The sequence below is a fragment of the Prochlorococcus marinus str. NATL2A genome (assembly GCF_000012465.1).
GTDB classification, from domain to species: Bacteria; Cyanobacteriota; Cyanobacteriia; order PCC-6307; family Cyanobiaceae; genus Prochlorococcus_B; species Prochlorococcus_B marinus_B.
This window is the reverse complement of the sequence record NC_007335.2, coordinates 1,181,461-1,194,219: the sequence shown is the minus strand read 5'-3', so window position 1 is coordinate 1,194,219 and position 12,759 is coordinate 1,181,461. Positions and strand designations below refer to the sequence as shown.

Here is a 12,759-nt window from a genome sequence, read left to right as displayed (position 1 = left end):
ATCTTTGCTATTTATTGTAGCTTGTTATTTTGATTAATCACTTTTATTTTTAATCTTCCATCTCGCTTGGCTAATTATACCTCTAATTAGTGCAACTTCATCATCTTTTATCTCACCTCTTAAGAGTAATTGTTTGATCTTCGTCATTTTAGCTTTGTAGGTATGTTTCATCAAGAAACCAATATCAAGCAAAAGACTACCTGCGTCATTAATACAATCTTCTAATTTAATTAAATTAGCAGGAGAGCTTATTTTAGTATGGCGTTTTAATAAATCAAGATCATTCAATTGGTTGAATTGATGAAGAACAATTGCGACTGCATGTGAAAGATTTAATGATGGATAATCCTCGCTGGTATTAAGACTAATCACTTTATTTGCTTTTAAAAGCTCCTCGTTAGATAAACCTCTGTCTTCTCTTCCAAAAACTAAAGCTATTGTATCTTCTCTTTCTGATTTAAGACCCCAGCTCAAAGCATCTTTATTTGAATTAAGAGGGATTTCTCCATGTTCTTTTCTACCGCAAGTGGCAATAATTCTTGAACAGTCTGAAAGTGCTGAATTTAGATCTTCATACACTTTTGCTTTCTCTAAGATCTTCAATCCTCTTACAGCCATCTTTTTTGCTTCTTGAGCTAAATAATCGCATTTAGGTGAAACTAGTCGTAATTCATGAACACTAAAGTTTTCACAGAGTCTTGCAACACTCCCAACATTGATTGGCCCCGCTGGCTCGACAAGTATTACTTTTAGAGTTTTATTTATAGCCACTATTAATTGAGTGAATGCATATACTCCAGCAGATCAGCCATTGATTGAGGTTCGATTTCAAAACTTGGCATTGGTGGAGTCAATCCTCGAATAACTTGATTAATAATCTTTTTATCACTCATTTCTTGAGTCGCTTCATGGAGGTCGGGCCCTACAAAACCTTGAGCTGAGATCCCATGGCAACCGACACAATTGATTTTGAATAATTTACTTCCTGACAAAGAGTCACCTTGAATAGATAAAGTTTCAGTTATGAAAGGATCTTGCTTGAAATCCCCCATTCTCCAAAAAAAAATTAATAGGATTAGAGTGGCAGAAGTTAATAAAAATATTCTCCAAGAGCTAATTTCTTGGTTCTCCTTAATTAATGCTTTTGATGACGGAAGATTCACTAAAACCTCTTTGACATGAAAGAATTGGGATTATTAATCATAAAAGTACGAGCCAATGATTGAGCCTCTGCTATGTGGGATTGTTCTTGGACTAGTTCCCATAACATTATTAGGCCTTTTTGTTAGTGCATGGAATCAGTACCGTCGGAGCAGTTCTATGCCTGATTGGGAATAAGAAAAATGAGAGAGGTGCTTCCATAAAATTTCTCTTTATTTAATTTCCACCCATTATGTATTCTTGGTATTGATTTTGACGAGCATTCGCATATCAAAGTAGTTGATTCTTTAATCCATTCTTTAGATAATAAAAGTTCTTGAGTAATTTCATATACTTCAGATTCGTATGGAGGATCTAGAAAAACAAAATCAAATTTTTCAGCAAATTTTTCAGGATTTTGGCAATTTTTAACAAACTGAATTTTTTGACTTTTTGGTCCTTTTTTGAGAAATGAGATCAATTCATTGCAAATGACTTCAATATGTATTGATTGATCCATAGTATTTGATACATCAATAAGGTTTTTTTTGCATATTTTTGCAGTTTCCCTCTGCTTTTCAATTGCAAGAACCCTCTTTACTCCTTTTTGCAGAGCCTCACATGCCATTGCTCCACTTCCACTGCAAAGATCTAGCCAACTTGCTCCTCTAAGCTTGTTCCCAAGAATATTTATTAGTGCCTCTCTTACTTTTGAGGAGGTTGGTCTTGTCTTTTGGCTTAAAGGACTTTCTATCCTTTTCCCAGACATTAATTTCAATTTCCCTTTCAAACTAAAATTTGTTTTTTTTTAACCAATTAATCCAATTAAAAATAATTTTTTGTCCTGCGACTCCTGACTTTTCGGGATGAAACTGACAGGCACCAGTATTTTTATGCCAGACCATAGATGAGACATCAGTTTTACCAAATTTTGTTACAGCTACGGTATGTTTTGGTTCTAAAGGACATGCTGAGTAGGAATGGACGAAATACATCCAATTAGAACCAGGATAATTTTCTAGAATAGGACATTCATTTGTTTTATATATTGGAGACCAACCAATATGCGGAATCCTTTCGTCTTTTTCTTGAGGTAATCTGCGAATATGACCTTTGATAACTCCTAATCCTTCTGAAGTCCCTTCATCACTAGCCTCAAATAAAAGCTGTAATCCTAAACAAATTCCAAAAAGTGGTTTACCATTATTTACCCAGTCAATTATTGAAGGTACTAGTTCAGTTTTTCTTAAATTCATCATTGCGGGATCAAAAGCACCAACTCCTGGAAGAATTAAAGCATCACAAGACTGAAGTGTTTTGATATCAGAAATAATATCTAAAGGCTGATTAAACCTTTTAAATGCTTGTTGAACGGAAAAAAGATTACCCATTCCATAATCTATTAATCCAATTTTTGTCAAAAGATTTACCTATGAATCATTTGAAATGGGCTCTAGAAATTCTAAATTTTGGGATTAGAGATGTTTGGAAATTGTTCCTGAGAGGGTGGCTTTAGGGACTGCTCCCACAACGGTATCTACTTTCTGACCTCCTTTAAAGATCATCAGCGTTGGGATGCTTCTTATCCCATACTGACTAGCAACATTAGGATTCTCATCGGTATTCAATTTGTAAACTTTTATTTTGCCTTCAAAGTCTTTTGAGATCTCTTCGACAATTGGAGCAACCATTCTGCATGGTCCGCACCAAGGTGCCCAAAAATCAACCAAAACAGGAACATCGCTCTGGAGGACTTCTTGTTCGAAAGAGGAATCAGTTACTGCAGAAGCTGTGGACATACCTTAGAAGTCTTAAGAACTTGATCATAACAATTGTATTTTGCCTATAAAAAGTTTTGCTGCCATTTTTAAACGAAGTTTGAATATTCATTAGGCCCCTTTTAATAGGAAAAACCCGAACAAGTCGGGCATTTTTAAGTGTGAGGAGTGTGAGAGCAAAGGCTCTCACTACTCAATTGTAGCCATTGTATTTAATTCTGAAATCTTTCGGTAGCTTTATTTTCCCATTCCAAGCTGTTGCGCCTTTTGGTAAACCTTTCCTTCTGTTAACAAAGAAGGTGCGATAACTACCTCAACATTTTGCATTTCCTTGATATTAGTCGCGCCTAGAGTTCCCATTGAGGTTTTTATTGCTCCTAACAAATTGTGGGTTCCATCATCAAGAATTGCTGGTCCACAAAGAATACTTTTTAAACTACCGGTTGTTCCAACTTGAATCCTTGTACCTCTTGGTAGAACAGGACTTGGTGTTGCCATACCCCAATGAAAACCTTTACCTGGAGCCTCATGAGATCTTGCGATAGGGGAACCAATCATCACTGAATCAGCACCACATGCTATGCATTTGCAAATATCCCCACCAGTGATAATTCCTCCATCAGCAATAATTGGGACATATTTCCCACTTTCTTTTTGAAAATCATCCCTTGCAGCAGCGCAATCAGAAATAGCAGTTGCTTGAGGAATTCCAACTCCTAATACTCCTCTGGAGGTGCATGCGGCTCCAGGTCCAATACCAACCATCACTGCGGCAGCGCCTGCTTTCATAAGCTTTAAAGAGACTTCATAAGTAACGCAATTACCCACAGCAACCGGTATGCCAATGTTTTTGCAAAGATCATAAAGATCAAGATTTTGACTACCCTCTTTACCTAGATGTTCTGTTGAAACTACAGTCGCCTGAAGGAAAAATAAGTCTGCACCTGAGTCTTTGACTAAATTTTTATATTTAATTGCTGCTAATGGGGTCCCGCTTACAGCAGCAATACCCCCACTATCTTTGATTTCTTGAATTCTTTTTAAAATTAATTTTTCTTTGATCGGCTTATTATAGATTTCTTGCATTAGGGGAACAAATTCCTCTTTCCCAATTGATTGGATTTTAGTTAGAACTTCTTTTGGATCTTCATATCTAGTTTGTACGCCTTCTAGATTTAAAACACCTAGGGCTCCTAATTTTGACAGGGCTACGGCCATGTTTACATCTACGACACCATCCATCGCGCTTGCGATTATGGGAATATCCCTTTCAATCCCACCGATTTTCCAATTGGTTTTTGTGATGCCAGGGTCAACTGTTCTTCTTCCCGGAACCAATGCAATTTCATCAATCCCGTAGGCTCTTCGAACAATTTTGGTGCGTCCTAGTTGAATATTCACACCTAAATTTTGTAAGTTCTCGTCAAACTACCAACTGAAGTGCCAAATTGAGCAAATGTTGGGAATAGATAATCAAGATTTTGCTTATTTTTTAGATTAACTAGATGTTTAAAGGAGGGCTTTAAGGGGCGTTTATGTCATGTTTTTGTAATTGTTGATTTTGTTGGAGGTGATTTACTTTCAGATATATGGTTATTCACTTTAAAAGGTTTATTAATGCTCAGATGTTCTTATAATTGGTAAAACCTTTATATATGGCTGATCCATTGGGACCTAATAGTACTGGTCCTGGGGAATCCGACGATCGGATCATTCAGACAGACTTAAGAAACGAAATGTCGCGTTCCTATTTGGAATACGCGATGAGTGTGATTGTTGGGAGAGCTTTACCTGATTCAAGAGATGGACTTAAACCAGTTCACAGAAGGATTCTCTATGCGATGTATGAACTTGGACTTACTAGCGATAGACCTTACCGGAAATGCGCACGTGTGGTTGGAGAAGTTTTAGGTAAATTCCATCCTCATGGTGATACCGCCGTTTATGACGCCTTGGTCCGAATGGCGCAAGATTTTTCCATGCAGATGCCTTTAATAGATGGGCATGGGAATTTTGGATCTGTTGATAATGATCCTCCTGCCGCAATGAGATATACAGAATCCAGATTACAATCTTTGACTACAGACAGCTTGCTTGAAGATATTGAATCTGAAACAGTTGATTTCGCCGATAACTTTGATGGATCAGTACAAGAACCAACAGTATTACCGGCAAGAATTCCACAATTGCTTTTAAATGGTTCTTCTGGAATAGCTGTAGGTATGGCAACTAACATACCTCCACATAATTTGGTCGAATTGATTGATGGATTGATGGCTTTAATTTCTAATCCTGAGTTAGAAGAAATAGATTTGATGAATATAATTAAAGGTCCAGATTTTCCGACCGGTGGTCAGATCCTTGGCAGGAGTGGAATTAAGGAAACATATCTTTCTGGGAGAGGTTCAATCACTATGCGTGGAGTGGCTGAAATAGAAACAATTGAAAATCCAGGGAGACCTGATAGGGACGCAGTGATAATTACTGAACTTCCTTATCAAACAAATAAAGCAGGATTAATTGAAAGAATCGCTGATATGGTGAACGATAAAAAACTTGAAGGTATTGCAGACATTAGAGATGAAAGTGATAGAGATGGTATGAGAATTGTTGTTGAATTAAGAAGAGATTCATATCCTCAGGTTGTTTTAAATAATTTATTTAAACTTACTCCTTTACAGACTAATTTTAGTGCAAATATGCTTGCATTAGTTAATGGTGAGCCTGTTATATTGTCACTTAGAAAGATGTTGCAGGTATTTTTAGATTTTAGAGTAGAAACTATTGAGAAAAGAACAAAATATCTTTTAAAGAAGGCGGAGAGTAGAGATCATATATTATTAGGATTATTATTAGCTTTAGATCAGCTAGATGAAATAATTAGTCTTATCAGATCAGCATCAGATTCGACTACAGCAAAAAATAAATTACAAGAACTTCATGGCTTAACAGATATTCAGTCTGATGCTATTTTGCAGATGCAGTTACGAAGACTGACCGCTTTAGAGGCAGATAAGATAAGACTTGAACATGAGGATTTAGTTAAAAAAATAACAGATTTAAAAGATATTTTGAATAAGAAAGAAAGGGTATTTGAAATAACAAAAATAGAATTAAATGAAATAAAAGAAAAATATAATACCCAAAGAAGAACAGAGATTCTCGATCTTGGCGGAGGCCTTGAGGATATTGATTTAATTGCGAATGAAAGATCAGTTGTTTTGTTGACCGAGACAGGATATTTAAAGAGGATGCCTGTTAATGAATTTGAAGCAACAAGTCGAGGTACTAGAGGTAAAGCAGGAACGCGAAGCCAAGGAGAGGAAGAGGTGAAAAAATTTATTAGTTGTAATGACCATGACAGCCTTCTCCTTTTTAGTGATAGAGGTATTTCTTATGCTCTTCCTGCTTACAGAGTTCCTCAATGTAGTAGAACTGCAAAAGGGACACCTATTGTTCAATTGCTTCCAATTCCGCGTGAAGAAGCTATTACTTCATTGCTTTCTGTGAGTTCTTTTGATGATGAAAACTATTTATTGATGCTTACTAGAGGGGGGTATATAAAAAGGACACCTCTTTCAGCTTTTAGCAAGATCAGAGCAAATGGCCTAATTGCTATAGGTTTAGAGGATGGTGATGCTTTGACTTGGGTTCGACTGGCTGAGTCTGGAGATAGTGTTTTGATTGGTTCCAAAAATGGAATGACAATACATTTTAGATTAAATGATTCTGAATTACGCCCTTTAGGAAGATCAGCAAGAGGGGTCAAGTCAATGAATCTTAAGTCTGGAGATTCACTTGTAAGTATGGATGTTTTGTCTACTGAGTTGGCTGATCATGTTGATAAAAGTGAAGAAGATGAACTACATAGTGAATCATCAGAATCTGAAGGTCCTTGGGTACTTGTTGCCTCTGCAAGCGGACTAGGGAAAAGAGTTCCTATGACACAATTTCGCTTGCAAAAAAGAGCCGGAATGGGGTTAAGAGCTATAAAATTCAGGAAAGATGGAGATGAACTTGTAGGTTTAAGGGTTCTGGGTAAAGGAGAAGAATTATTATTAGTTAGTGAAAGAGGAGTAATTGTTAGAACTAGCGCAGATAAAATCTCTCAACAATCCAGAGCTGCAACCGGCGTAAGAATTCAAAAGCTTGATAATGGCGATAAGTTATCGGAGGTTGTTTTAGTTCCCCCAGAGCAAATTAATGATGATGATGAGAATCAATCATCATCAACTAAGGAATCAATAAATACTGATCCAACGTCAAAAAATTGAAATTGAATAATGTCGCTGATGTATTAGTTATGGGAGCAGGACCTGCTGCTCTATGCATCGCTGCTGAGTTGGTTCAACACGGACTTGATGTTCAGGCGATAGCTTCTAAGTCTCCTTTAGAACCTTGGCCAAACACTTATGGGATTTGGGCATCTGAACTTGAGTCTTTAAATATGCAAGAACTATTGAAATATAGATGGGAAGATACTGTTAGCTTTTTTGGAGATGGATTAGGTGGAAAAGGTAATATTTGTACAAATCATCATCTTGATTACGGCCTCTTTAATTCAATTAATTTTCAGGAGGCTCTTCTTGAGAGATGTAATGGACTTTCTTGGCAACTAGAAACTGTTGATAATATTGATTTTAGAGAAAGAGAGACCGTTGTTATTTGTACTTCCGGAAAAAAATATTTTGCTAGGCTCGTTATTGATGCAAGTGGTTATAAAACCCCTTTTATCAGGAGGCCTAAGCATGATCAAATCGCTAAGCAAGCGGCATATGGGGTGGTTGGGAAATTTAGTTCTGCTCCTGTAGAGAAAAATCGTTTTGTATTGATGGATTTTAGATCAGACCATTTAAATGCCAATGAATTAGAGGAGCCACCTTCTTTCCTTTATGCTATGGACCTTGGAGATGGTAGTTATTTTGTAGAAGAAACATCTTTGGCTTGTTCACCTCCAATTTCATTTGAATCATTAAAAGCAAGATTAAATTTACGACTATCTAATAAAGGTATTCAAATAGACGAAATTTTCCATGAAGAACATTGTCTTTTTCCAATGAACTTGCCATTGCCTTATAGAGATCAACCCCTTTTGGCCTTTGGTGGCTCGGCCAGTATGGTTCATCCTGCTTCGGGATATCTTGTTGGATCCCTTTTAAGGAGAGCACCCTCATTAGCAAGTGAAATAGCAAAAGTAATTAAAAAAGAACCTCTTATGCCTACATCTCAGATAGCTATAAGAGGATGGAAAACCCTATGGACAAATGAATTAGTTCAAAGACATCGTCTTTATCAGTTTGGACTTCAAAGACTAATGAGCTTTGACGAAACTTTATTAAGATCTTTTTTTGATACTTTTTTTAAATTACCCAAAAAAGATTGGTTCGGATATTTAACTAATACGCTTCCTTTGCCAAGACTGTTTATTGTGATGCTCAAACTATTTTACATCGCCCCATCAAAGGTCAGGTTGGGAATGACTGGTTTACTTATAAACAAGCGTGAAAAAATTTAGCTTTTCTTTTCCCAATCAATAAAAGAAATTAAAGGAAATAGACAATCCTCTTTTTCTATTTCCTCTAGAATCTTTTCATTGATAAGTTTATTATTTTTTATTGTATTTATTAACATCCAAAATCTTTTTAGATGCAAATTTATTCTTTCTCTTGCCAGCTCGGTAGTAGTTCCTGCCTTAATAATGAAACTCCAGTCTGAAGACTGACATAGTAAAAGTTCTCTTCCAGCTTGATTAATAATTTTGATATTTGATTCTTTTATTAAACTATCTGAACAAATAGTTACCATTGCTCTTCCAGCTTTGCTCCATTCATTAACAATCCATGCATTTGATTTGTTTAACCAATAATTATGAAAACCACCTTGTCCCCAACTAGATGGAGAAGGATTGCATAATTGGATTTTGGGTGTCAATTTAAGAGACTCTTTTAAAGTAATTAATTTAATACCCTCTTTTTTTGATTTGATAAATAAATGGGATAGGAATTTCGGGCCTTCAAACCACCAATGACCAAAAAGTTCTGCATCAAAAGGAGCGATTAATAATGGCTCTATTTGCATTGATTTTTCAAGCTTTATAAGTTGTTTTTTCCTTTCCTTTAAATAATTATCTGCATCTTTTTCAACACTCTCATTTGCCACCTCTGGGTCATACTCTTGTTTATTTTCTAAAGATGTATTTTGAGAGGTAATCTTAAATAATTTGATTCCTAAGGGCCTTTTCCCATTAATTCCTATCTTTTTTAGGTTCTCTATTGATAAATCCCAGCCCAAGTCCCTATGAAATTCTCTGTAGCTTGGATTGCCAGGATAGCCGTCCCTTGCTGACCATACTGGAAGAGTTGATTCACTATCTCTGCCAAAAAAAGCTACTCCCTTTCTTGTACAAATAGGAGCATACAGACCATATCTTGGCCTTGGATCTGCATTCAACAAGCCATGACCATCAAGGACTGCATATCTCAATCCTGATTCAGCCATTAATTCATCCAAGCCTTCATAATAGGCACATTCAGGCAACCAAATACCCAATGGCGCGCTCATGAAAAGACGCTTATGTTCAGTTACTGCTGTTTTTAATTGAGCCCTTACAGCCTCAGGATTTTCTCTTAAAAGAGGAAGATATCCATGAGTGGCTGCACAAGTAAGAATATCAATCACCTCCAATGTTTGTAATGTTTTAAATCTTCCTATTAGGTCTCCTTGACAAATCTTCCAGCTTTCTAGTTGGCGTTTTAAGTGGCCTTTAAGATGTAGGACTGCTTTTACGCAGTCTGTATCTAATGTATTAAGAACTTCTAATCTAATAGTCACCCATTCTTCAAATCGATTTTTTAAAACTTCATCTCCCAAAAGCGAAAGCAAAGTAGGAGATAATCCTATTGTGATTTTTGGTGCTTGATCTTTTGATCTAGAGGCATTTTCAAGTGTTTCTAAAAGTGGTAAATAACATTCCGCTAAAGCTTGAAAGAACCAGTCTTCCTCCAATGAACCAGGTTCTTCTGCTCTCACGTAAGGTAGATGGGCATGCAGGACTATGGCGAGATTGCCTTTAGTCATTAAAACTCCCAGATTGTTGGATTTGATTCTTGAATACTTATACTCTTCAACAGCACAAGAAAAGAAGAACTTTAAGTTATATAAGTTATAGTTTAAAACAAGTAAAATTAGATACTTGAATTAGAGTATTAACTGAGAATTTTATTTGAATTTTATATTTAATTAACAATTTTGTTATTCTAAAATTATCAAAGATTAACTAAATAATTAGAAATCTAATAGTATTTGTAGATAATTAAAATAAATATACTACAATTAACTCAATTCATATAGATCTTAAACTGGTCTGATTATCTTTATATATTTCATGCTATGGCCAAAGATCCGGGCCGAGTTTTAATTTTTGACACCACCTTAAGAGATGGAGAGCAATCTCCTGGAGCTAGTCTTAATTTAGAAGAAAAGTTAGCTATTGCTCAACAATTAGCAAGATTAGGAGTTGATGTAATTGAGGCAGGATTCCCTTTCGCTAGTCCTGGGGATTTCGCTGCAGTTCAGAAAATAGCTGAGAATGTAGGAGGCGAAGAAGGACCTATCATTTGCGGACTTTCAAGAGCCTCAAAACCTGATATCAAAGCTTGTGCCAATGCGATTGCTCCAGCCCCAAAAAAAAGGATTCATACCTTCATTGCAACCAGTGATATTCATCTTGAACATAAATTAAGGAAATCCAGAAAAGAAGTACTTGATATCGTTCCAGATATGGTTGGCTATGCTAAAAGTTTTGTAGATGACGTTGAATTTTCCTGTGAAGATGCCGCAAGAAGTGATTTAGATTTTCTGTATGAAGTAATAGAACTAGCCATATCCTCAGGGGCTAATACAATAAATATTCCAGATACAGTTGGTTATATAACCCCTTCTGAATTTGGAGATTTGATATTAAATATCAACAAAAATGTTCCAAATATCAATGAGGCAGTTCTTTCAGTTCATGGTCACAACGACTTAGGACTTGCTGTTGCAAACTTCCTTGAAGCTGTAAAGAATGGAGCGAGACAACTTGAATGCACCATTAATGGAATAGGAGAGAGAGCAGGTAATGCTGCTTTAGAAGAATTAATTATGGCGCTTCATGTAAGAAGATCATATTTTAATCCGTTTTTTGGTAGGCCTCCTGAATCCCCTACTCCTTTGACAGCAGTTAGAACAGAGGAGATAACTAAGTCTTCTCGCTTGGTTTCAAATTTGACTGGGATGGTCGTACAACCGAACAAAGCAATTGTTGGGGCAAACGCTTTTGCGCATGAATCTGGAATACACCAAGATGGAGTATTGAAAAATAGGCTTACATATGAAATTATCGATGCAAAAACAGTAGGGTTGTCTGACAATAAGATTTCTTTGGGGAAATTAAGTGGTAGGAGTGCTGTTCGAGCAAGACTAGAGGACCTTGGATATGATTTAAACAGAGAAGATCTTAATGACGCTTTCGCTAGATTTAAAGATTTAGCCGATAGAAAAAGAGAGATAACAGATCGTGATCTAGAGGCCATTGTTAGTGAACAAGTTCAGCTTCCAGAAGCATTGTTCCAATTGAAATTGGTCCAAGTAAGCTGTGGAACTTCTCTAATGCCAACTGCAACAGTAACTGTTGTTGGAGAAGATGGAGAGGAGAAGACCGCCGTCTCTCTTGGAACAGGTCCTGTTGATGCAGTAGTCCGAGCATTGGATTCCCTAACTGAAGAACCTAATGAATTGATTGAATTCTCAGTAAAGTCAGTTACAGAGGGGATAGATGCTCTGGGTGAAGTTACTATTAGAATAAGAAGAGATGGAAATCTCTTTTCTGGCCATTCTGCAGATACTGACGTTGTTGTTGCCGCTGCTCAAGCATACATAAATGCCCTTAATAGATTAGTAGCTGCTCATGGAAGGAAATCCATTCATCCACAACATGATTTGGCTAAGGTAGAAAAAAAAGGGATTTGATAACCTAGTTAGCTTTCATTAACTATCTTTAAAAGCTTTCCGTAAATTTTTTTAAGTTAAATTGCACTAATCTATGAATCAATGATTAATATGTGATGTGACAATTAGATAGGCGCACATAAATGGCTTTAAAAAGAAATCTTTACCGACTTACTCGATTAGATGGATCACCTCATCACGTCCTTGATGCGCCATATGAAACTATTGATGCAGCACTTAAAGCCGCAAAAATTTGGTGCACTGGACAAGGGTTGAGTTGCACTATCAAAGATAGAGGTATTGGTGTACAAGTTCTTGCAGGAAATGGTACATGGAGAACCGTTTGCTATCCAGCTAATTGTTTGCAACCTTCTCTCGCGTAAATTAAATTATTAATATCATTTTTATGATTTTTTTTAAGAGAATAGTTTTTTAAGGGGATTAAGGAATGCGCGGCTACTGGACGCTTACTTGGTTTGGTTTGATCTCAAATATACTTGCGATTCCTTTTATTGCTTTAGTAGTTGGATCAGGACCTCCCCTTCAAACAGCCAATATCACTCTTGCTATTAGTCTTGCTTGGCCAGCTGCCGTAACTGGAATTGTTGCTTCAGCAGGTCTATTTGCTCAAAGAGGATGGGGGGTAATTTTATCAATAGTTGCTTTGTCAATGACTCTTTCAGGAACTTTGCCTTATGGAATAATCAGACTAATTAAAGTTAATGATATTTTTGGAATAAGTGGTTTGACATTACTAATCTCTCTGCTTAATTTATTAGCTCTGATCTACTGGTGTAGAAGAGGACATAGAAGAATAAGGCTCTAACTCATATTAAAGATTTCAAAAAGTCTT

General features: G+C 36.4%; 13 protein-coding genes. 6 read left to right on the top strand and 7 right to left on the bottom strand.

The window, feature by feature from the left end; translation table 11 throughout:
* Positions 1–33 precede the first annotated feature (33 nt).
* Positions 34–771 carry an RNA methyltransferase gene (locus PMN2A_RS06645; protein ID WP_011294785.1) on the bottom strand — a complete coding sequence of 246 codons (738 nt, stop codon included), beginning with the start codon at positions 769–771 and terminating at the stop codon, positions 34–36.
* Positions 772–773: 2 nt separating this feature from the next.
* A complete protein-coding gene (locus tag PMN2A_RS06640; protein ID WP_011294784.1) occupies positions 774–1,163 on the bottom strand; it encodes a c-type cytochrome in 390 nt (129 codons plus the stop codon).
* A 55-nt stretch (positions 1,164–1,218) separates the two neighbouring features.
* On the opposite strand from PMN2A_RS06640, the gene petG reads away from it, so the two are divergent.
* On the top strand, positions 1,219–1,338 hold the full coding sequence (petG, locus tag PMN2A_RS10145; RefSeq protein WP_011294783.1) for a cytochrome b6-f complex subunit V: 120 nt from the start codon (positions 1,219–1,221) through the stop codon (positions 1,336–1,338).
* Here the strand turns inward: petG and rsmD are convergent.
* The 4 genes from rsmD to PMN2A_RS06620 all read right to left on the bottom strand — a co-directional run bounded on the left by rsmD (position 1,319) and on the right by PMN2A_RS06620 (position 4,319).
* The gene (gene rsmD, locus PMN2A_RS06635; protein WP_011294782.1) at positions 1,319–1,909 is read right to left on the bottom strand and encodes a 16S rRNA (guanine(966)-N(2))-methyltransferase RsmD; all 591 of its coding nucleotides are present in this window, start codon (positions 1,907–1,909) and stop codon (positions 1,319–1,321) included. The genes petG and rsmD overlap by 20 nt on opposite strands.
* Positions 1,910–1,931: 22 nt before the next feature.
* On the bottom strand, positions 1,932–2,561 hold the full coding sequence (gene hisH / locus PMN2A_RS06630) for an imidazole glycerol phosphate synthase subunit HisH (RefSeq protein ID WP_011294781.1): 630 nt from the start codon (positions 2,559–2,561) through the stop codon (positions 1,932–1,934).
* A gap of 54 nt (positions 2,562–2,615) precedes the next feature.
* Positions 2,616–2,939, bottom strand: coding sequence for a thioredoxin (trxA, locus tag PMN2A_RS06625; RefSeq protein WP_011294780.1), 324 nt, complete (start codon positions 2,937–2,939; stop codon positions 2,616–2,618).
* Positions 2,940–3,155: 216 nt separating this feature from the next.
* On the bottom strand, positions 3,156–4,319 hold the full coding sequence (locus tag PMN2A_RS06620) for a GuaB3 family IMP dehydrogenase-related protein (RefSeq protein WP_011294779.1): 1,164 nt from the start codon (positions 4,317–4,319) through the stop codon (positions 3,156–3,158).
* 254 nt (positions 4,320–4,573) lie between these two features.
* Between PMN2A_RS06620 and gyrA the strand changes: the two genes are divergently transcribed.
* Together gyrA and crtL are read left to right on the top strand one after the other, a co-directional pair.
* Positions 4,574–7,192, top strand: a complete 2,619-nt coding sequence (gene gyrA, locus PMN2A_RS06615; RefSeq protein ID WP_011294778.1) for a DNA gyrase subunit A — start codon at positions 4,574–4,576, stop codon at positions 7,190–7,192.
* Complete coding sequence (gene crtL, locus PMN2A_RS06610; protein ID WP_011294777.1) at positions 7,189–8,433, top strand: lycopene beta cyclase; 1,245 nt, start codon at positions 7,189–7,191, stop codon at positions 8,431–8,433. The genes gyrA and crtL overlap by 4 nt, the downstream gene beginning before the upstream one ends.
* Here crtL and PMN2A_RS06605 read toward each other — a convergent pair.
* Entirely contained in the window at positions 8,430–9,995 is a 1,566-nt protein-coding gene (locus tag PMN2A_RS06605) for a glycoside hydrolase family 57 protein (RefSeq protein WP_011294776.1), read from the bottom strand. The two genes, crtL and PMN2A_RS06605, sit on opposite strands and share 4 nt — an antisense overlap.
* A 312-nt stretch (positions 9,996–10,307) precedes the next feature.
* Between PMN2A_RS06605 and PMN2A_RS06600 the strand changes: the two genes are divergently transcribed.
* From PMN2A_RS06600 to PMN2A_RS06590, 3 genes are all read left to right on the top strand, one after another.
* Complete coding sequence (locus tag PMN2A_RS06600; RefSeq protein WP_011294775.1) at positions 10,308–11,927, top strand: 2-isopropylmalate synthase; 1,620 nt, start codon at positions 10,308–10,310, stop codon at positions 11,925–11,927.
* A gap of 122 nt (positions 11,928–12,049) precedes the next feature.
* Positions 12,050–12,289, top strand: a complete 240-nt coding sequence (locus PMN2A_RS06595; protein WP_011294774.1) for a hypothetical protein — start codon at positions 12,050–12,052, stop codon at positions 12,287–12,289.
* A gap of 65 nt (positions 12,290–12,354) precedes the next feature.
* Positions 12,355–12,732 carry a hypothetical protein gene (locus PMN2A_RS06590; protein ID WP_011294773.1) on the top strand — a complete coding sequence of 126 codons (378 nt, stop codon included), beginning with the start codon at positions 12,355–12,357 and terminating at the stop codon, positions 12,730–12,732.
* Positions 12,733–12,759: the final 27 nt, after the last annotated feature.

Excerpts from the sequence above, each read along its gene's own strand:
- PMN2A_RS06595 (WP_011294774.1), top strand. The coding sequence starts at position 12,050 with ATGGCTTTAAAAAGAAATCTTTACCGACTTACTCGATTAGATGGATCA.
- rsmD (WP_011294782.1), bottom strand. The coding sequence starts at position 1,909 with ATGTCTGGGAAAAGGATAGAAAGTCCTTTAAGCCAAAAGACAAGACCA.
- trxA (WP_011294780.1), bottom strand. The coding sequence starts at position 2,939 with ATGTCCACAGCTTCTGCAGTAACTGATTCCTCTTTCGAACAAGAAGTC.
- PMN2A_RS06605 (WP_011294776.1), bottom strand. The coding sequence starts at position 9,995 with ATGACTAAAGGCAATCTCGCCATAGTCCTGCATGCCCATCTACCTTAC.
- PMN2A_RS06600 (WP_011294775.1), top strand. The coding sequence starts at position 10,308 with ATGGCCAAAGATCCGGGCCGAGTTTTAATTTTTGACACCACCTTAAGA.
- gyrA (WP_011294778.1), top strand. The coding sequence starts at position 4,574 with ATGGCTGATCCATTGGGACCTAATAGTACTGGTCCTGGGGAATCCGAC.
- PMN2A_RS06590 (WP_011294773.1), top strand. The coding sequence starts at position 12,355 with ATGCGCGGCTACTGGACGCTTACTTGGTTTGGTTTGATCTCAAATATA.
- petG (WP_011294783.1), top strand. The coding sequence starts at position 1,219 with ATGATTGAGCCTCTGCTATGTGGGATTGTTCTTGGACTAGTTCCCATA.